The organism is Variovorax sp. P5_A3, assembly GCF_056400665.1.
Genome location: NZ_JBFUKW010000002.1, coordinates 57,448 through 75,221 on the forward strand (window position 1 = coordinate 57,448; position 17,774 = coordinate 75,221).

17 protein-coding genes, 1 pseudogene and 1 riboswitch are annotated in these 17,774 nt (G+C 65.3%); of the genes and pseudogenes, 5 read left to right on the forward strand and 13 right to left on the reverse strand.

Translation table 11 applies throughout. The annotated features are described in order from the left end of the window. Positions 1–12 precede the first annotated feature (12 nt). Together AC1D3B_RS02390 and AC1D3B_RS02395 are read left to right on the forward strand one after the other, a co-directional pair. On the forward strand, positions 13–1,260 hold the full coding sequence (locus AC1D3B_RS02390) for an MFS transporter (RefSeq protein WP_478189065.1): 1,248 nt from the start codon (positions 13–15) through the stop codon (positions 1,258–1,260). 7 nt (positions 1,261–1,267) lie between these two features. Next, positions 1,268–2,014: a sulfite exporter TauE/SafE family protein gene (locus tag AC1D3B_RS02395; protein ID WP_478189066.1), complete on the forward strand. Its 747-nt coding sequence runs from the start codon at positions 1,268–1,270 to the stop codon at positions 2,012–2,014. Positions 2,015–2,016: 2 nt separating this feature from the next. On the opposite strand, the pseudogene AC1D3B_RS02400 reads toward AC1D3B_RS02395, so the two are convergent. From AC1D3B_RS02400 to AC1D3B_RS02450, 11 genes and pseudogenes are all read right to left on the reverse strand, one after another. After that, positions 2,017–2,127: pseudogene (locus AC1D3B_RS02400) on the reverse strand (ArsC/Spx/MgsR family protein); the annotation flags it as partial. A gap of 14 nt (positions 2,128–2,141) precedes the next feature. Beyond that, positions 2,142–2,654, reverse strand: a complete 513-nt coding sequence (locus tag AC1D3B_RS02405) for a 6,7-dimethyl-8-ribityllumazine synthase (protein WP_478189067.1) — start codon at positions 2,652–2,654, stop codon at positions 2,142–2,144. Positions 2,655–2,738: 84 nt separating this feature from the next. Next, positions 2,739–2,896, reverse strand: a riboswitch (FMN riboswitch). A gap of 56 nt (positions 2,897–2,952) precedes the next feature. Next, positions 2,953–4,083: a DNA glycosylase AlkZ-like family protein gene (locus AC1D3B_RS02410; protein ID WP_478189068.1), complete on the reverse strand. Its 1,131-nt coding sequence runs from the start codon at positions 4,081–4,083 to the stop codon at positions 2,953–2,955. Positions 4,084–4,110: 27 nt separating this feature from the next. Beyond that, positions 4,111–4,989, reverse strand: a complete 879-nt coding sequence (locus AC1D3B_RS02415) for a sugar phosphate isomerase/epimerase family protein (protein ID WP_478189069.1) — start codon at positions 4,987–4,989, stop codon at positions 4,111–4,113. A gap of 7 nt (positions 4,990–4,996) precedes the next feature. Then, positions 4,997–6,184, reverse strand: coding sequence for a dihydrodipicolinate synthase family protein (locus tag AC1D3B_RS02420; protein ID WP_478189070.1), 1,188 nt, complete (start codon positions 6,182–6,184; stop codon positions 4,997–4,999). A 9-nt stretch (positions 6,185–6,193) separates the two neighbouring features. Next, positions 6,194–7,357 (reverse strand): Gfo/Idh/MocA family protein, encoded by a 1,164-nt coding sequence (locus AC1D3B_RS02425; protein WP_478189071.1) that lies wholly within the window; start codon positions 7,355–7,357, stop codon positions 6,194–6,196. Between the two features lie 48 nt (positions 7,358–7,405). Beyond that, entirely contained in the window at positions 7,406–8,845 is a 1,440-nt protein-coding gene (locus tag AC1D3B_RS02430) for an enolase C-terminal domain-like protein (RefSeq protein ID WP_478189072.1), read from the reverse strand. 10 nt (positions 8,846–8,855) lie between these two features. Continuing rightward, entirely contained in the window at positions 8,856–9,638 is a 783-nt protein-coding gene (locus AC1D3B_RS02435; RefSeq protein ID WP_478189073.1) for an ABC transporter ATP-binding protein, read from the reverse strand. Between the two features lie 36 nt (positions 9,639–9,674). Beyond that, positions 9,675–10,682 (reverse strand): ABC transporter substrate-binding protein, encoded by a 1,008-nt coding sequence (locus AC1D3B_RS02440; protein WP_478189074.1) that lies wholly within the window; start codon positions 10,680–10,682, stop codon positions 9,675–9,677. 34 nt (positions 10,683–10,716) lie between these two features. Further along, positions 10,717–11,490: an ABC transporter permease gene (locus AC1D3B_RS02445; protein WP_478189075.1), complete on the reverse strand. Its 774-nt coding sequence runs from the start codon at positions 11,488–11,490 to the stop codon at positions 10,717–10,719. 134 nt (positions 11,491–11,624) lie between these two features. Then, complete coding sequence (locus tag AC1D3B_RS02450) at positions 11,625–12,272, reverse strand: TetR/AcrR family transcriptional regulator (protein WP_478189076.1); 648 nt, start codon at positions 12,270–12,272, stop codon at positions 11,625–11,627. A gap of 99 nt (positions 12,273–12,371) precedes the next feature. On the opposite strand from AC1D3B_RS02450, the gene AC1D3B_RS02455 reads away from it, so the two are divergent. Next, the gene (locus tag AC1D3B_RS02455; protein WP_478189077.1) at positions 12,372–14,090 is read left to right on the forward strand and encodes a thiamine pyrophosphate-binding protein; all 1,719 of its coding nucleotides are present in this window, start codon (positions 12,372–12,374) and stop codon (positions 14,088–14,090) included. A gap of 77 nt (positions 14,091–14,167) precedes the next feature. On the opposite strand, the gene AC1D3B_RS02460 is transcribed toward AC1D3B_RS02455, so the two are convergent. After that, positions 14,168–14,590: an SWIB/MDM2 domain-containing protein gene (locus tag AC1D3B_RS02460; RefSeq protein WP_262077107.1), complete on the reverse strand. Its 423-nt coding sequence runs from the start codon at positions 14,588–14,590 to the stop codon at positions 14,168–14,170. A 195-nt stretch (positions 14,591–14,785) separates the two neighbouring features. Continuing rightward, complete coding sequence (locus tag AC1D3B_RS02465; protein ID WP_478189078.1) at positions 14,786–15,709, reverse strand: DMT family transporter; 924 nt, start codon at positions 15,707–15,709, stop codon at positions 14,786–14,788. Positions 15,710–15,739: 30 nt separating this feature from the next. Here AC1D3B_RS02465 and AC1D3B_RS02470 point away from each other — a divergent pair, with 30 nt between their 5' ends. Then, entirely contained in the window at positions 15,740–16,141 is a 402-nt protein-coding gene (locus AC1D3B_RS02470; RefSeq protein ID WP_478189079.1) for a gamma-glutamylcyclotransferase family protein, read from the forward strand. Positions 16,142–16,391: 250 nt separating this feature from the next. Then, positions 16,392–17,711 carry an isocitrate lyase gene (aceA, locus tag AC1D3B_RS02475; RefSeq protein WP_435514734.1) on the forward strand — a complete coding sequence of 440 codons (1,320 nt, stop codon included), beginning with the start codon at positions 16,392–16,394 and terminating at the stop codon, positions 17,709–17,711. The last annotated feature ends 63 nt before the right edge of the window (positions 17,712–17,774 follow it).

Genomic DNA, 17,774 nt, shown 5'->3' on the forward strand with positions numbered 1-17,774 from the left:
TTGTTGCAATCCATGTCTTCCACTCACGCGACCACCGCCACGGCCACGACCACCTTCGGCTCCGATGCCAAGCTGATCGGGCTCGTCGGCCTGGCCCACGCCGTCAGCCATTTCAGCCAGCTCGTGCTGGCGCCCTTGTTCCCTTGGCTCAAGGACGCGTTCAACGTGAGCTACACCGAACTCGGCGCGGTGCTCACTGTCTTCTTCGTCGTGTCCTGCATAGTGCAGGCGGCTTCCGGCTTCATTGTCGACAAGCTGGGCCCACGGCCCGTGCTGTTCGTGGGGCTCGGCATGCTGGGTCTCGCGGCCTTCGGGTATGCGATGGCGCAAAACTACTGGATGCTGCTCGGCTGCGCCGTGGTGGCGGGCATGGGCAACGGGGTGTTCCATCCGGTCGACTACACGCTGTTCAATCGCAAGGTGGCGCCGACACGGCTCGGACATGCCTACAGCGTTCACGGCATCACCGGTAGCCTGGGCTGGGCGCTGGCGCCGGCCTTTGTGGTGCCGCTGGCCATGGCCTTCTCGTGGCGGGTGGCGCTGGCGTCGGCGGGCGCCGTGGCCGTGGTCGTGCTGCTCATCCTGTGGGTCAATCGCAGCGTGCTGGCGCTGGACGTGAAGGCGGTGCACAAGGCGACTGGCGCCGATGCCGCCGCCGGCGGCGAGTTCGCCTTCCTGAAGATCCCCGCGGTTTGGATGTGCTTCGGCTTTTTCTTCTTCTATGCGATGGCGTTGAGCGTGGTGCAGACCTTCGCACCCGCCGCGGCAGGGCGCCTTCACGCGGTGCCTGTGACGCTGATCGCCATCTGCCTGACGATCTACATGGTGGCGAGCGCTGCAGGCATGGTGGTGGGCGGGTTCCTGGCGTCCGACCCTTCGCGCTGCGAGCGCATCGTCGGTGCGGGTTTTGGCGTGGCCGCGATCATCGCGCTGGTGCTCGCCCTGGCGGACTTCGCCCCTTTCCTGGTGCCGGTGATGTTCGGCGCGATGGGTTTCGCGTCCGGCATTGCCGGGCCGTCCCGCGACCTCCTGGTCAAGCGCTCGACCCCGGCGAACGCGACGGGCCGCGTTTATGGCGTGGTGTATGCGGGCCTGGACATCGGACAGGCCGTGGCGCCGTTGATCTTCGGCCGTCTGATGGACCACGGGCAGTACGCAAGCGTGATCGTCGGCCTGGCCGTGGTGCAGGGCGTCCTGATCGCCAGCGCATTCAACGTGCGGCGCGTCCGGCGCGAAGCGCTCGTTCCGGCTTCGGCCTGACGCGCGGTTGGCCCTCTACCTGGTCGTCGCGCTTGGCGCGGTCGTGGCCGGCTTCGTGCAGGGCCTGTCGGGCTTCGCGTTCTCCATGGTCTCGATGTCCATCTGGGCCTGGACGGTGGATCCAAAGCTCGCGGCGGTGCTGGCGACTTTCGGCGGGCTCACCGGGCAGGTCATTGCTGCGGTGACGACACGGCGCGCCTTCGACAAGGCGTTGCTGCTGCCGTTCGTCGTCGGCGGATTGGCCGGTCTGCCGGTCGGCGTGTGGTTGCTGCCGCGGCTGGACGTTCCGTTGTTCAAGGCCTGCCTTGGCGGCCTGCTCGTGATTTGGTGCCCGGCGATGCTGCTGGCGCGCAACCTGCCGCGAGTGACGATGGGCGGACGCGTGGCCGATGCCGTCGCCGGCCTGCTCGGGGGCGTGTGCGGCGGCCTGGGCGGATTCACCGGCGTGATCCCCACCCTCTGGTGCACGCTGCGCGGACTGGACAAGGATGTGCAACGCGCCGTGATCCAGAACTTCAATCTCTCGATGCTGGCGGTCGCGTTCGCGCTCTACCTGGGCGCAGGCCTGGTCAGCGTCTCGATGCTGCCGTTGCTAGGGATCGTGGCGCTGGCCGTGCTCGTGCCGGTGCTGCTGGGCGCGCGGCTCTATGCCGGGATCAGCGAGACGTCTTTCCGACAGGTCGTGCTGGGGTTGCTGACGCTGTCTGGCGTCGCTCTTCTGGCGTCCTCGCTGCCCGTGCTGCTGGCGCGCTGAGGGCGCTGCTTCTTCGGCAGGATGTCGAGCACCTGCTCCGCAGGCCGGCACAAGCGCGTGCCGATCGGCGTCGCGACGATGGGACGGTTCAGGAGAATCGGATGCTCGACGATGCCCTGTGCGGCACTCAGGCGGCGATCAGCGCGTCCACGCGGCGCAGGCCCTCGAGGGTCTTGACGCAGGCTTCGGCCGCTTCAGTGCCCTTGACCGCGAAATGCGCATGGAAGTACTTGCGGTGTTCCACATGCTCGTGGAAGTGGTGCGGCGTCAGCACGGCCGACAGGATCGGCACGTTGGTTTCGAGTTGCACCGTCATCAGCGAATTCACAACCGTGCTCGCGACGAACTCGTGGCGGTAGATGCCGCCGTCGACCACCAGCGCACAGCCGACGATGGCGGCGTAGCGGCCCGAGGTCGCGAGTCGCTTGGCATGCAGTGGGATCTCGAAGGCGCCCGGCACGTCGAACACGTCGATGGTGTCGAGCGGCACACCCCGGCGCTTCATTTCGGCGAGGAAGGCGTCGCGCGCCTGGTGGACGATGTCCGAGTGCCATTGCGCCTGGACGAACGCAATGCGCTGGCCGCGGGGCAAATCCGATGCCGGGATGGCGGAGAGGGGAAGGTCGTTGATCTGACTCATGGTGTGCCTTTTGAAGGATTTCCTGAATCAGGGCGCACGAACCCGGAACCCGGCACGCGCGAACGCACTTGCCCGGCGACGAGATCGCGCTCTCTTTCATCCGGACTGTGACCGTCGGCCCCGGGATCTCACCAGGTCTGCTGACCCTGCGGCACATGGCGTGCCGCAGGCGCTCGCGGGCTCGTGCGGCTTTCGCCGCCATCACCGCCGGTGGGGAATTGCACCCCGCCCTGAGAACGCTTGCTCCGGCCTGGGCCGGAACGACGCAGATTCTAGGCAAGGCGGCAAAACCGCGCTGTCACGGAAGTGGCAAGACCCCCGAAGGCGAGCGGGGATCGGGTCGTCCGGCGAGGAACATCGTCATTCGCTGCAACTCGTCATCGAGCGCCGCGCGGAATGCGGATCCGGTTGGCTTCTTGGCGGCAAAGCCGAAGGTCGGCTGCAACTGCCCTTGGTGGGTCGACACGTTGGCCCAGCCGATGACGCGGTCGTGCAGCAGCAGCGGCAAGGCGTAGTAGCCGAATTGCCGCTTCGGCGCTGGCATATAGGCCTCGAACTTGTACGTCCAGTTCCACAACAGCTCGAAGCGTCGCCGGTCCCACACGACCGGGTCGAAGGGCGCGAGCAGACGGAGCGACTCGTCGGGCGCATGGCGGCGCGAAGCAGGGTTCTCGTCGGCCGGCCAGTACCACGTGGTGCCGTCGATGCGGCAACTCGCGAACGCATTGCGTGCCAGTTGCAGGGCCGCCTGCGTCTGCGCAGAGAGATGCGGCGCGCCGTAGCCCAGCAGGCGCACCAGGTAGGTCAGGCTCGAGGATGGCAGGGGCGCGTATTTGCGGACCACCAGATCGATCAGGGCCGCGGCGCGTTGCGCTCGGGCGGCGGGGCTCTCGTCGGCGGGAGGATGCGTTACCGCCTCGTAGATCCGCGTGCCGCCTTCGCGCCGCTTTACGCGCAGCATGCCGCGGTAGTGCATGCCTTCGAGCAGATGCGTGCTTGCATTGCTCGATCCACCCCAGTAGTTCTTCACCCGTCCGTGTGCGAAATGCTGGTCCACCAGCCGCGGGTGCACCGGCCCGTGCTCGCGCACGAAAGCCAGCACGTCGGCGGCCTTGCGGCGGGTCTCGGCGTCCCATGCCCGGGCGGCCTCGCGCGGGTGCATCAGCGCGAGATGCTCCCGCGGCAGGAAGCCATAGTTGACGAGGCAGTCCTCTTCGATCGGCAGTCGCGCGTAGCGGCGTTCCAGGTCGCCCGCGTGGTAGTCCTTGACGCGGTGGCGCAAGGTCAGGTCCTGTGCGCGGGCGGGTGCGCGGATCGGATCGGCTTGCACGAAGCCAAGACGCCGGATGGCTTGCGGCAGGGTGGTGGCGTTGAAGAGCGTGCGCGCGACCGCATAGCGACGCAGGTCATTGAGGGTCGGTGCGGCCATGCTGCGATTGCAGCACAACCGCGTGCTTCAGACAGCCTCCCGATGCCGCTGGATGCAGGTGCCCAGCGTTTCCTCACCGCTGCGCTTCCACCAGTCGAGCACGGAGAAGATCTCGACCTCGCTGAAGCCCTGGTAGCCGGCGGCCTCGACCCAACCGCGGATCTTCTTCAGCTCGACCACCCCGTCGCCCATCATCCCGCGGTCGGAGAGCAGGTCGCGCGTCGGCGTGAGCCAGTCGCATACGTGGTACGCCAGCAGGCGTTCCTTGCCGGCGCGGGTGATCTGCTGCTGCAGCTTCGGGTCCCACCAGACGTGATAGATGTCGACCGCCACGCCGAGCATGCCGGAGCGTGAGGGATCGAGCTCGTCGCAGAGGTCGAGCGCGTGCTCCAACGTGTTGATGCAGGCGCGGTCGGCCGCCTGCATCGGGTGGAGGGGCTCGATGGCGAGCGGCATGCCGACTTCACGGGCGTATTCGAGCGACGCCGCAATGCCATCGCGCACCTCGGCGCGTGCGCGGCCGATGTCCTTGTAGAGCGCCTTGCCCTCCAGCGCGCCGGGCAACGCGCCGACCACCAGCACGAGACAGGGTGCGTCGAGCGTCTTCGCTTCGTCGATGGCCCGGCGGTTGTCGTCGAGTGCGGCTTTCAGACCGGCCGCATCGGGCGCGGGAAAGAAGCCGCCGCGGCAGTAGCCGGACAGCCCGATGCCGTGCGCCTTGAGCTGCTTCGCGATCTTGTCCAGCCCGACGCCCGCCACCTGGTCGCGCCAGGGGCTGATGGCCCGGATGCCGCGTGCGGCACATTGGTCGATGATGCGGTCAAGCGGCACTTCCGCGCCGAGTTGCTTGCGGACCGTGGCGGTGTTGATCGACAACCAGTCGTGGTTCTGCGAGAAGTCGCGCATGACCTGATCAACCCTCGACGCCATGGAGCGAGAGCAGCGTCCTCATGCGCTTGGCCGCGAGGTCGGGTTGCTCCAGCAGGTTGGCCGCATCGGCCAGCCGGAACAGTTCGGCGAGGTGCTGCAGCGAACGCGTGCTCTGCTGGCCGCCGACCATCGTGAAGTGGCTCTGGTGGCCGTTGAGCCACGCCATGAAGACCACGCCCGTCTTGTAGAAGCGCGTCGGCGCCGCGAAGATGTGGCGCGACAGCGGCACGGTCGGGCCGAGGATGGCGTGGAATTTTTCGATGTTGCCCTGTGCCAATTCGCCCAGGGCCGCGCTCGCGGCCGGCGCGATGGCGTCGAAGATGCCCAGCAGCGCGTCGCTCTTGCCGTGCGTCGGTTCGCTCCCGTGGCCGTCACCGGCGATCAGCTCCGCATAGTTGAAGTCGTCACCCGTGTACATGCGGACGCCGGGCGGCAGACGGCGACGCATCGCGATCTCCTTGTCCTTGTCGAGCAGCGAGATCTTGATGCCGTCGACCTTGTCGGGATGCGCCGCGATGATGCCGAGGGCGGTATCCATCGCACGGTCGACATCGGCCGAGCCCCAATAGCCGCCCAGGGCCGGGTCGAACATGTCGCCGAGCCAGTGCAGCACCACGGGCTGCCTCGCTTGCGACAGGATGCGGTCGTACACGCGCTCGTAGTCGGCCGGGCTCTTCGCGACGCGGGCCAGGGCGCGGCTGGCCATCACGATCAGCTTGCCGCCGAGGGCTTCGATCGCGGCCATCTGCTCCTCGTAGCCTCGGATCACGTCATCCACGCTCGTGACGTCGTCGAAGTTCAGGTGATCGGTGCCGCAGCCGGAGGCGACCAGCGCACCGGGTACGTCCTTCGCCGCATCGAGCGAGCGGCGGATGAGCTCGAGCGAAGTCGGCCAGTCCAGGCCCATGCCGCGCTGGGCGGTATCCATGGCTTCCGCGACGCCGAGGCCGAGCGACCAGAGGTGGCGGCGATAGCCAATGGTGGCGTCCCAGTCGACTGCGCATTGCAGCCACGGGTCGACGGCTGCCAGCGAATCGGCGACGACATGCGCGGCCGAATAGGCGATGCGGTTGAACCCGACGCCCGCCGGCGGCTTCACCGGTGTGGTGCCGCGCAGCGTGTAGGGTGCAAGCGCGCCGCTCGCGGTGGGGAGGGTGAGTGCGATGGCCATGGCGGAATCTCAGATCTTCAGCTCGGGCACGTCGACCCAGCGCCGCTCCTTCCAGCTTTCGAGCGCGTTCTCGACCAGTTGCACGCCCTTGGCGCCTTCGGGCAGCGTCCATTTGTAGGGGGCGTTCTCGACCACGTGGCGGATGAAGTGCTCCCACTGGATCTTGAAGCCGTTGTCGTACACCTGCGAGTCCGGAATCTCCTGCCACTGCTCGAAGAAGTTCATTGTCTGCTTCTCGTCCGGATTCCACACAGGGCGCGGCGTGGCGACGCGAGATTGCGCGCGGCATGACGACAGGCCCGCCACGGCGGATCCGTCGGTGCCGTCGACGTGGAAGGTCACGAGGTCGTCGCGACGGACGCGGGTGACCCAGCTCATGTTGATCTGCGCGATCACCGGCTCGCCATTGTGGCCTCTCAATTGGCACGTGGCGTACGCCGCGTCATCGGCGGTGGCTTCGTAGGGCTTGCCTTCCTCGTCCCAGCGCTTGGGGATGTGCGTGGTGCCGAGGCAGGACACCGACTGCACTTCGCCGAAGAGGTTGTCCAGCACATAGCGCCAGTGGCACATCATGTCCAGGATCATGCCGCCGCCGTCTTCCTTGCGGTAGTTCCACGAAGGGCGCTGGATGGGCTGCAGGTCGCCTTCGAACACCCAGTAGCCGAACTCCAGGCGCACCGAGAGCATGCGTCCGAAGAAGCCGGCGCGGCGCAGCATGTCGAGCTTGCGCAGGCCGGGCAGGAAGAGCTTGTCCTGCACCGCACCGTGCTTGAGGCCCGAGCCTTCTGCAAGTCGGGCGATTTCGACGGCTTCGTTGAGGTTGGTCGCGATCGGCTTCTCGCAATAGACGTGCTTGCCGGCACGGATGGCCTTGGCCAGCAGGGTGGGGCGCATTTGCGTGGTGCCCGCGTCGAAGAAGATGGTGTCGTCCTTGTTCTCCAGCGCGCGGTCGAGATCGGTGCCCCAGCGAGCGATGCCGTGGGCCTGGGCCAGCGCCGCTATCTTCTCGGCATTGCGGCCGATGAGGATCGGGTCGGGCATGACCTTGTCGCCGTTGGAGAGCGTCACGCCGCCTTGCGCGCGAATCGCGACGATGGAGCGGATCAGGTGCTGGTTCATGCCCATGCGTCCCGTGACGCCGTGCATGATGATTCCGAGTCGTTGTTGTGCCATGGGGTTCTCCGCTGTGTGTGTGTCGGTGTTGGGAGGAAAAACGGGCGTCTACACCAGGGCAGGCGCTTGCGAGAGGGGTTGCAGGCTTTCGAAGTCGGGGTCGGCGAGGTGCGCGAAGCCGGGGTGGGCAAGTGATGCGATCGCCAGCCTGCCGTCGCGAATGGAAAGGCGCGGGCGACCCGCGCTGGTCTCGTAAAGGTCGCCGTGCGCGGAGGCAAAGCCGGCCTGCTCGTCAGCCGGCGCATCGCCGAAGCCGTCGACGTAGTGATGGCCATTGCGCTCGCAATGCGCAAGGCCGAGCAGTGACGCGAGCGCGAGGTCCTGCTGTACCGCGAGGCCAGCCTGGCAGGTCAGGTCTTCGGCGGACATGAAGTAGCGGCCGCCGTCGGCGGAAAGGTTCCATCGGTCGCAGCGCGCGCGGTTGATGACCGCCTTGTAGAGGCCCTTGCAGGCTTTGCTCGATACGCCCTGCCAGCCGTGGTGGCGCCCGGTGGCGAAGGCGTCGAGTGTGCCGTCGGCCTCGTCGAGCAGCAGCGGTGCCGGCGCGTTGAGTGCGGCGACTGACGCATCCATGCTCGCGTCACGCGGCAGCGGTTGTTCGAGGTACAGGAGCGCCTCGGGCCGCGCTGCGAGCCTCGGCAGCGAGCGCAGGCCATCGCACAGCGCCTTCAGCGCGTGCAGGTCGGCGTACTGCTCGTTGCCGTCAAGGGTGAATTGGTGGCCGGGCGCCACGGCGTCGAGCGTCGCGAGGACCGCATCGAGTCGTGCCAGGTCGGTATCGGGCTGGCCGCCGAGCTTGATCTTGAAGAAGCGATGGCCGTAGCGGCGCACGACAGCCGGCAGGGTGATTGGCAGTCCCGTGGCGTCCGTGCCGTCGCCTTCAATCGTGTCGAGCATTCCGATCGTGTGGCGTGCGTGCAGGTGCGATGCGGGTCGGAGCCCGGCGAGCCAGCCGTTCCAGTCCCATCCCTGTAGGTCGTTGACCAGTGATGTGTCGGCCATGCCCACCAGGTTGCGCTGGAACGCCGTGTAGACCGGGATATGCATGGCACGGCACAGGGCGTCCAGCACCGCGCGGTCGAGCACGGCCTGGCCGAATGCGGTGGAGAGCGCGGTCATGCCAATCGATGCGCCGTGCGCCATGAGCGCTTCGTAGTGTCGGGCGAACAAGGCGAAAGCCGGGAGCGGTGCGCCGCTCTTGTAGACATCGGCCGCAGTCTCCAGTGCCTGTTGCAAGTGCCTCACGTTGTCCGCCTGGCTGAGGCCGTCGCACTTGTCGAACCAGCGCGGCACCATCAGCTCGGCCGCCCAACCTTCGGCAGCGCCGTGCGTGCCGCAATCCACCGTGGCGCGCACGAACACCTGCGGACAGCGCGTGAGCGTGACGGCGCCGAACTTGAAGGGCAGGCGCAGCATCATTGGTCGCACGCCGAACTCGACGGCCAGTACCCGTACGGGCGGTGCGAAGGACGAGGACGCGGCAGTCACGGCAGGGACCTCAGTGCGCGTCGAGGTGGCCCTGCGCGAAAAAGTGCGCGCGCAGGGTGCGGGCATAGGCGGCGAACTGCTCGGTGCCCATCACGTCCAGAGGGCGCGGGCGCGGCAACTCGATGTCGTAGATGGCGGCGATCGATCCCGGCCGCTCGCTCATGACGATCACGCGGTCAGAAAGGAAGATCGCCTCCGGGATGCTGTGCGTGATGAGCAGTACGGTCTTCCTCGAAGCAGACCAGATGCGCTGCAGTTCCAGATTCATCTTCTCGCGGGTCATCGCGTCGAGGGCGCCGAAGGGCTCGTCCATCAGCAGCACCGAGGGGTCGTGCAGCAGGGCCCGGCAGATCGAGGCGCGTTGCTGCATGCCGCCGGAGAGCTGCCACGGGTACTTGTTCTCGAAGCCGGTGAGCCCCGCCATCTTCATCAACTCGCGAGCGCGTTCGCGCGCCGCGGCTTTCGGCAGATGACGTATCTCGGCCTGCAGCAGGATGTTGTCCTCGACGCTGCGCCAGGCCAACAGCACCGCGCTCTGGAACACGATGCCAACGTCCTTCTGCGGGCCCTTGATCGGCTGGCCGGCGAGGCTCAGCATGCCGCCGCTGATAGGCAGCAGCCCCGCCACCATCTTCAGCAGCGTGCTCTTGCCGCAGCCCGACGGGCCGACCACGGAGACGAACTCGCCTTCACGGATCGAGAAGTCCAGCGGCTTCAGCGATTCGACCGGACCGTCCTTGCTTTGATAGATCTTCGAGACGCCGCGCGCTTCGATCAGTTTTTCATGGGCCATGGAAAGCGTGAGAGTGGAAGCGCGCGGAGGGCAGGATCAGTTGGTCGGAAGGAAGTCGAGCGTCACGTAGTCCTCGGGCTTGCCGCGGGTGGCCGCATCCATGCCCCCGTACTGCACGAGCAGATCGAGCGAGTCGTTGACGTCCTTCATAGCGACGCGGTACGGGCGCTGGTTGGCCGTGTCCTTGGTGTGATAGAGCGCGACGCTCTGCTTCATGCCCACGATGAGCGTGTCGCGCACGCCGGCCTTGGGGTTGGCCTTGAGCATCGCGTCGACGGCGGCTGCGGGGTCCTTCTCGGCGGCTTCGGCCGCGCGCGTGGAGGCGCGCATGAATCGCTTCACGAGGTCGGGGTTCTCGGTGAGCAGGTTCTTGTTGGTGATGATCCCGGAGCTGATCTGGTTGACGCCCGAGTCGGCGAAGCGGATCGGCGTGACGGGCTTGCCCGTGGCGTCCTGCAGCTTGATCGCCTGGTCCATCACGTAGCCGAGCAACAGGTCGGCCTGGCCGTTGGTGACGGCATTGAGCTTGGTCTGGGCGTCGCCCGAGACGATCTTCACCTGGTCGGCCTGGATGTTGTTGGCCTTCAGGAACAGGGGCCACATCTGCGACATCGAGTCGCCCGGTGTGACGGCCACCGTCTTGCCGATGATGTCCTTCGGGGTCTTGATGTTCTTCTCGGTGAATCCCATGACCGACATCGGGCTGACCTGGAACAGCACGCCGGTCGACTTCAGCGGTGCGCCCTTGGCGGCGGCCTTGATCATCGTGGTGACGTCGATATAGCCGAAGGTTGCCGACTTGGCCGCGACCGCCTGGGCGGTGACGGCGGAGCCGCGGCCTTCCTGGATGTCCAGGTCGATGCCTTCCTCGGCGTAGAAGCCGCGCTCCTTGCCCAGGAAGAAGGGTGCGTGTTCGCTGTAGAGATACCAGTTGAGCATCAGCGTGACCTTGTCCTGCGGCTTGTTCTGCGCGTAGGCCGGGGTCATGGCGAGTGCCAGTGCCGTGGCGGCGCCTGCCAGCAGCGAAGGAAGCAGTTTCTTCATGGTTGTCTCCTGGTTGGATGGTGTTGCACGGAACTCACTGGGCGTGGCGCTGCGAGGCATGCCACGGAATCATCAGCCGCTCGACCAGGTCGACGGCCACGAAAAGAATCACGCCGATGCTCGAGAGCACGACCAGCGCGGCGAACATGAGGGGCAGGTCGAAGTTGCCGTTGGCTACCTGCAGCACGTAGCCGATGCCGGAGTTGGAGCCGACGAACTCGCCGACCACGGCGCCGACGACGGCCAGGGTGACCGACACCTTCAGGCCGCTGAAGATCGCCGGCAAGGCCTGCGGCAAGCTGATCTTGAAGAAGGTCTGCAGGCGGCTGGCGCCCATCGAGCGTGCGAGATCGAGCATGTCGGGCTCGACCGACTTGAAGCCCATCACGGTGGAGACCACCACGGGAAAGAAGCCCAGCAGGAAGGCCGAGATGACCTTGGGGAAGATGCCGAAGCCAAACCAGACCACGAAGAGCGGCGCGATCGCGACCTTCGGAATGCTCTGCGAGAACACCAGCAGCGGATACACGAAGGACTCCACGACGCGCGAGTAGGCGATCACCATGGCGATCGGAATGCCGATGACGATCGTGAGCCCGAAGCCACCGAGCGTGGCGAGGGTGGTCTTCCAGGCTTCGGCAAGAAGGCGAGGCCACTCGGCGACCAGCTGTTGCACGACCTGGAGCGGCGGCGGAATGAGGTAGGCCGGAATCCTGAAGAGCCGGATCGCAAGGTCCCATAGCACCAGCAGCATCAGGATGAGCAGGAAGGGCCGCAATGCAGGCGAAAGCAGGACGTTGCGAAGCATCGGCAGGATGTGGGTTGAGCGAGGCTGGTGGTCTGGGCGGCCCCGCCGCGCTTCCAATTCACCGATAAGTGAATTAATGATTCTAGGAAGTCCCCGAGACCCGTCAACCGGCGGAAGCCTAGGAGATACCCGTATCAGCGCAGCACGTAGCCAAGAACGAGTTCGGTCATGTGCGACAGGCGCTGCGCCATGGCCTTGGGCGCGCGAAGGTTGCGGCCGAAGACGGCCGACAGCGTGTCGTTGTTCGACAGGTAGAAGTAGCAGAGCGAAGCGATCGAGATGTAGAGCTGCACGGGGTCGACGCCCGCGCGAAAGAGGTTGTCGCGCTTGCCGCGTTCGAGCACGTCGTCGAGGAGTTGGACCAGGGGCGAGTTCATTTCCTGGATGCGGTTGGAGCGCTTGAGATGCGCGGCGCGATGCAGGTTCTCGCTATTGAGCAGTGTGATGAATTCGGGGTGCTCGAGGTAGTAGTGCCAGGTGAAGGAGATCAGCCGGCGAATGGCTTCGACGGGTTCGACTTCATCGAGGTGCAGGCGTTGCTCGGCTTGACGGATGTCGGCGTAGGTGCCCTCGAGCACTGCGAGGAAGAGATCGTCCTTGCTGCCGAAGTAGTAGTAGATCAAACGCTTGTTGAGCCCGGCCCGCTCGGCAATGCTGTCCATGCGCGCCCCGGCCAGGCCGCGCTGCGCGAATTCATCGCGCGCCGAGGCGAGGATCGCGAGTTGCGAGCGATCGGCGTCGCGCGAACGCGGTTCGGCGGATGCTTCGGGTTGGGCTTTCATGAGAGGCGAATTTAACCAATTGGGGAATTAAGGCAAGCCGATGAGGCGCGCGCGGATAATGCGCTCAACCCTTCAATGCAGCAGAGAGGCGCACCGCACATGAGCTCATCACAACCCGCAGGCCACCTGATCGTCGAGTGCCTGATCGAACAAGGTGTCGAACTGGCCTTCGGGGTGCCGGGGGAAAGTTTTCTGGCTGTGCTCGACGGCTTTCATGCCTACGGCGAGCGCATCCGCTTCGTCGTGAATCGCCAGGAGGGTGGTGCGGCGTTCATGGCGGAGGCGCACGGCAAGCTCACGGGTCGCCCCGGCATCTGCTTCGTCACGCGCGGGCCGGGCGCCACCAACGCGTCGATCGGCGTGCACAACGCATTCCAGGATTCGACACCGATGGTGCTGTTCGTCGGCGACGTCGGAAGTGATTTCCGCGATCGCGAGGCCTTCCAGGAAGTCGACTACGGCAGCTTCTTCGGGCCGAGCACCAAGGGATTCGCCAAGCGCGTGGAGCGTATCGATGACCCGAACCGGATTCCGGAATACATCGCACGAGCCTTTGCAACGGCAATGAACGGTCGTCCGGGTCCGGTGGTCGTGGTGCTGCCCGAAGACATGCTGCGTGCCATGACCACGGCGCGCCCGCTGCGCCGCGTGGAGGCGGTCGAACCGTGGAGCGATCCTGGTGCGCTGCGCACCCTGCGCGAACTGTTGCTGAAGTCCGAGCGCCCGCTGGTGATCGCGGGCGGCGGTGGATGGACGCCTCAAGCGGCGCAGGCGCTGCAGCGTTTCGCAGAGAACTGGAAACTGCCGGTCGCAAACGCCTTCCGATTTCAGGACACCTTCGACAATCACCATCCGCTCTATGCAGGCGACGTGGGCATCGCGATCAATCCGAAGCTGGCCGAGCGTGTGAGGCAGAGCGACCTGATCCTCGCCATTGGGCCGCGCCTCGGCGAGATGACCACCAGCGGATACACGCTGCTCGAGGCGCCCAGGTCGAAGCAGACCCTCGTGCACATCCATGCGAGTGCCGAAGAGCTGAATCGGGTCTATCAGGCGGACCTGGCCATCAATGCCGGGATGAGTTCGGCTGCGCGCAGCCTCGAAGTGTTGAGTGCGCCGACCGAACTGCCTTGGGAAGCATGGACTGCAGCGGCGAACACGGACTATCTCGCGAACCTGGAGCCCCAGGCGCTGGCCGGTCTTCCGCCCGAGACACCGCGCGGCGCGGTCGACATGGTGGAGGTGGTCGGTCTGCTGCAGAAGCATCTGCCGCACGACGCCGCCATCACCAACGGCGCGGGCAACTTCGCGAGTTGGGTGCATCGCTATTTCCGCTATCACGGCCTCGCGAAGGGCCACAAGACGCAACTCGCACCCACCAGCGGCGCCATGGGATACGGCGTGCCAGCGGGGATCGCGGCCAACATCGCGACGGGGCGCATCGCCTTCACCATTGCCGGCGACGGCGATTTCCTGATGAACGGACAGGAACTGGCGACCGCTTCGCAGCACGCGGGCAAGAGCATCATCGTGCTGCTCAACAATGGCATGTTCGGCACGATCCGCATGCATCAGGAGCGGGAGTATCCGACCAAGGTGAGCGCCACGGCCCTGCGCAATCCGGACTTCTGCGCACTGGCCCGGGCCTACGGCTACGCGGCGGAGCGTGTGACGGAGACCGCGCAGTTCGAGGAAGCGCTGCTGCGCGCGCTGTCGGCCGACACCGGCACGCTGATCGAGATTCCGCTGGATCCGGAAGTGATCACCACGCGCGGCACGCTCAGCGGGATCACCAAGGCTGCGCAAGCGCGGGGGTAGGGTCACCCCGCGGCGGGCGAAAAAAAAGCCGGCAGAAGCCGGCTTTCTTGATGCGAGCGCGCGAGGCGCCCAGGTGCTCACTTGACGTGCTTGCCGATCAGCGCGGCCAGTTCGAACATCGAGACTTGCGCCTTGCCGAAGATTTCCTTCAGCTTGGCATCGGCGTTGATGTTGCGCTTGTTGGCCTTGTCCTGCAGGTTGTTCTTCTTGATGTAGTCCCACAGCTTGCTCACGACAGCGGTGCGCGGCAGGGGCGTCGAGCCGACCACAGCGGCGAGTGCCGGGCTGGGGGTCAGTGCCTTCATGAACGCAGCGTTGGGAGTGCGCTTCTTCGCGGGAGCAGCCTTCTTCGCAGGAGCCTTCTTGGCCGGAGCAGCCTTCTTGGCGGGTGCTGCCTTCTTTGCAGGAGCAGCCTTCTTCGCCGGTGCTGCCGCCTTCTTGGCCGGAGCGGCCTTCTTCGCAGGAGCTTTCTTGGCCGGAGCCTTCTTTGCAGTTGCCATGGTTGATTTCCTTTTTTGGTTGGACACTTTCACCAATGAAAAACAGTGTCTCCATCGGCATTGCGGATGCTAAAGGAGAAAAAACGCGTTTCCAAGGGAAAAAGCGGTTTTTTCATTGGGAGCTGTTGTTTTTTCAGAGGGGAGAAGAGGGGTGTTTCCCCCTAGGGAGTGCGCAGGAAGCGCAACGCGATGGCATCAGGGTCTGCGAGCGGGCCACGTTGCGAGCACCACGCCGAGCAGCGCGAGCGCGAATGCAAGCACCTGTGGAGTCGACAAGCTCTCGCCCAGGACCAACACGCCGACGACCGCTGCGCTCACCGGCAGCATCACCGTGAAGACACCTGCCTGCGAGGCCGGGACGCCCTTCAGGCCCGTCATCCAGAGCCATACGGTCCAGATGCTCGCTGCGAGTGCGTAGACGACGAGCAGGCTCCAGACACCGAAGGACACGGCGCCGAAGTCGAAGTGCAGTGCGAACCAGATGCCGAAGGGCGTCGACAGCACGAAGCCCCACAGGTTGATGAGCGAAGAGATGCGCTTGGGCCCGAGCCTTCCGGTGAGCGATTTGCCGATGACCGCATAGGAGGCCTCGCACACCACCGCGCAGAAGACGAGCAAATTGCCGAGCCATGGCATCGACGCGGATGCGTTGCTCGAATGCGCTGTCGCCTGGCCCGGGGCCAGCGCGAGCAGACCGATGCCCAATGCCGCACACGCGATCGCCAATCCCACGCGCGCGGTGATGCGCTCGCGCAGGAACATCCAACTGCCGATGGCCACGACGGCGGGGATCGACGCCATGATCACGCCGGCCGACACCGCGCTCGTCAGGCTCACGCCGAAGAGCATGCAGATCGAGAACATGAAGTTGCCGAGGAAGGACTCGAGGAAGACCAGTCCGCGCGTGTGAGCCGTCATGACGGGCTCCCCGGGTGGTCGACGAAGCCAATGGGGCATGGCCAATGCGGCGATGCCGAAGCGCAGCCAGGCGAGCAGCAGCACGGGAAACGCGGCGACCAGCGGTTTGGAAAGAGCGACATAGCTGCCGACCAGCGACATGCTCAAGGCGAGGCAACCGTAGGCCACCAGGCGGCCCGGTGCGTGATGTGCGGTGTTCAATAGACTGGGAGCGATGAGAGGACTGATTCGATGATGCCCCATTCCGTCGACGCGCCCCGCTATGTGTTCGTCTACGGCACGCTGCGCCGCGGCGGCCGTAACGACATCGCTCGCTTCCATCCGGAGCCGGAGCGCGTGGCGGACGCCCGAGTAGCCGGGACGCTGTACGACCTGGGTGCCTATCCCGGCGCAGTGCTGGGCGGATCGAGCGAGGTGGTCGGAGAGATCTATCGCATCGAGCCCGAACTCGAAGCTCAACTGGATGCGCTGGAGGAGGTCGAGCCGGATGACTCGGGGGAGTACATCAAGCGCGAGGTGCTTGTCGAACTCGGAGGAGGCGAATGCTTGCCCTGCCTGGTGTACGAGATCCATCCTGCGCGAATTCGCGAGCGGACAGTGATCTCCAGCGGCGACTGGTTCGAGACGCACTGACGCGATTTCAACGCCAGGTTTCACTGACGAAAAGTTCGTTCCGTATTGCGAAATGCGCCGCTGCTGCGCTGCAATATTTTTTCTCAATACAAGAAAATTTATTCCGCATTGAGAAAAATCGCCGTAAGTGGTTGATTTTGCTTGTTGAAAAATATGTCTTCTATAAGACATAAGAGTCGTCCACTGACGTACAGTTGGCCCCACGGCCCGCGACAGCAGCGCCACCTCTCAATCAACCCTCGGAGTGACCATGCCCCAAACCATCACAGAACAACTGAGCCGCGAACAGCAGATTGCCGCCCTCGAAAAAGAATGGGCAACCAATCCCCGCTGGAAGGGCATCAAGCGCGGCTACAGCGCTGCCGACGTCGTGCGCCTGCGCGGCTCGTTCCCCATCGAGTACACGCTCGCACGCCGCGGCGCCGAAAAGCTCTGGGACCTCGTGAACAACGAACCCTACGTCAACTGCCTCGGCGCGCTGACCGGCGGCCAGGCCATGCAGCAGGTGAAGGCCGGCGTCAAGGCCATCTACCTGTCGGGCTGGCAAGTCGCTGCCGACAACAACAGCTACGCGTCCATGTACCCCGACCAATCGCTGTACCCGGTGGATTCCGTTCCGACCGTGGTCGAGCGCATCAACAACACCTTCCGCCGTGCGGACGAAATCCAGTGGTCCAAGGGCACAAACCCCGGCGACAAGGGCTATGTCGACTACTTCGCGCCGATCGTGGCGGACGCTGAAGCCGGCTTCGGCGGCGTGCTCAACGGCTTCGAACTGATGAAGGCGATGATCCGTGCCGGCGCAGGCGGCGTGCACTTCGAAGACCAGCTCGCTTCGGTCAAGAAGTGCGGCCACATGGGCGGCAAGGTGCTCGTTCCGACCACCGAAGCCGTGCAGAAGCTCATCGCCGCGCGCATGGCTGCCGACGTCTGCGGCACGCCGACGCTCGTGATCGCGCGCACCGATGCCGAAGCCGCCGACCTGCTGACCAGCGACTACGACGAGAACGACAAGCCCTTCCTGACTGGCGAACGCACGGCCGAAGGCTTCTACAAAACGAAGAAGGGCATCGATCAGGCCATCTCCCGCGCCATCGCCTACGCGCACTACGCCGACTTGGTGTGGTGCGAAACCGGCACGCCCGACCTGGAGTTCGCCCGCAAGTTCGCCGAGGCAGTGCACAAAGTGCACCCCGGCAAGATGCTGGCGTACAACTGCTCGCCGTCGTTCAACTGGAAGAAGAACCTCGACGACGCAACCATCGCCAAGTTCCAGCGCGAGTTGGGCGCGATGGGCTACAAGTACCAGTTCATCACGCTGGCCGGCATCCACTCGATGTGGTTCAACATGTTCGATCTCGCCCAGGACTACGTGGCTCGCGGCATGTCGGCCTATGTCGAGAAGGTGCAGGAGCCCGAATTCGCAGCGCGCGACCGCGGCTACACCTTCGTGTCGCACCAGCAGGAAGTCGGCACCGGCTACTTCGACGAAGTCACCACGGTGATCCAGGGCGGCAAGTCGAGCGTGACCGCACTCACAGGCTCCACCGAAGAAGAGCAGTTCCACTGATGTTCCGTGCCGGCTTGCCGGCATGAGGGATTGAAAGGCGCCCGCAAGGGCGCTTTTTCTTTG

Bases quoted from the DNA above. Each gene is read 5' to 3' on its own strand.
- AC1D3B_RS02415 (WP_478189069.1), bottom strand. From the start codon at position 4,989: ATGCGCGACTTCTCGCAGAACCACGACTGGTTGTCGATCAACACCGCC.
- AC1D3B_RS02455 (WP_478189077.1), top strand. From the start codon at position 12,372: ATGAGCTCATCACAACCCGCAGGCCACCTGATCGTCGAGTGCCTGATC.
- AC1D3B_RS02390 (WP_478189065.1), top strand. From the start codon at position 13: ATGTCTTCCACTCACGCGACCACCGCCACGGCCACGACCACCTTCGGC.
- AC1D3B_RS02470 (WP_478189079.1), top strand. From the start codon at position 15,740: ATGATGCCCCATTCCGTCGACGCGCCCCGCTATGTGTTCGTCTACGGC.
- AC1D3B_RS02435 (WP_478189073.1), bottom strand. From the start codon at position 9,638: ATGGCCCATGAAAAACTGATCGAAGCGCGCGGCGTCTCGAAGATCTAT.
- AC1D3B_RS02440 (WP_478189074.1), bottom strand. From the start codon at position 10,682: ATGAAGAAACTGCTTCCTTCGCTGCTGGCAGGCGCCGCCACGGCACTG.
- AC1D3B_RS02445 (WP_478189075.1), bottom strand. From the start codon at position 11,490: ATGCTTCGCAACGTCCTGCTTTCGCCTGCATTGCGGCCCTTCCTGCTC.
- AC1D3B_RS02425 (WP_478189071.1), bottom strand. From the start codon at position 7,357: ATGGCACAACAACGACTCGGAATCATCATGCACGGCGTCACGGGACGC.
- AC1D3B_RS02410 (WP_478189068.1), bottom strand. From the start codon at position 4,083: ATGGCCGCACCGACCCTCAATGACCTGCGTCGCTATGCGGTCGCGCGC.
- AC1D3B_RS02450 (WP_478189076.1), bottom strand. From the start codon at position 12,272: ATGAAAGCCCAACCCGAAGCATCCGCCGAACCGCGTTCGCGCGACGCC.
- AC1D3B_RS02405 (WP_478189067.1), bottom strand. From the start codon at position 2,654: ATGAGTCAGATCAACGACCTTCCCCTCTCCGCCATCCCGGCATCGGAT.
- AC1D3B_RS02460 (WP_262077107.1), bottom strand. From the start codon at position 14,590: ATGGCAACTGCAAAGAAGGCTCCGGCCAAGAAAGCTCCTGCGAAGAAG.
- aceA (WP_435514734.1), top strand. From the start codon at position 16,392: ATGCCCCAAACCATCACAGAACAACTGAGCCGCGAACAGCAGATTGCC.
- AC1D3B_RS02420 (WP_478189070.1), bottom strand. From the start codon at position 6,184: ATGGCCATCGCACTCACCCTCCCCACCGCGAGCGGCGCGCTTGCACCC.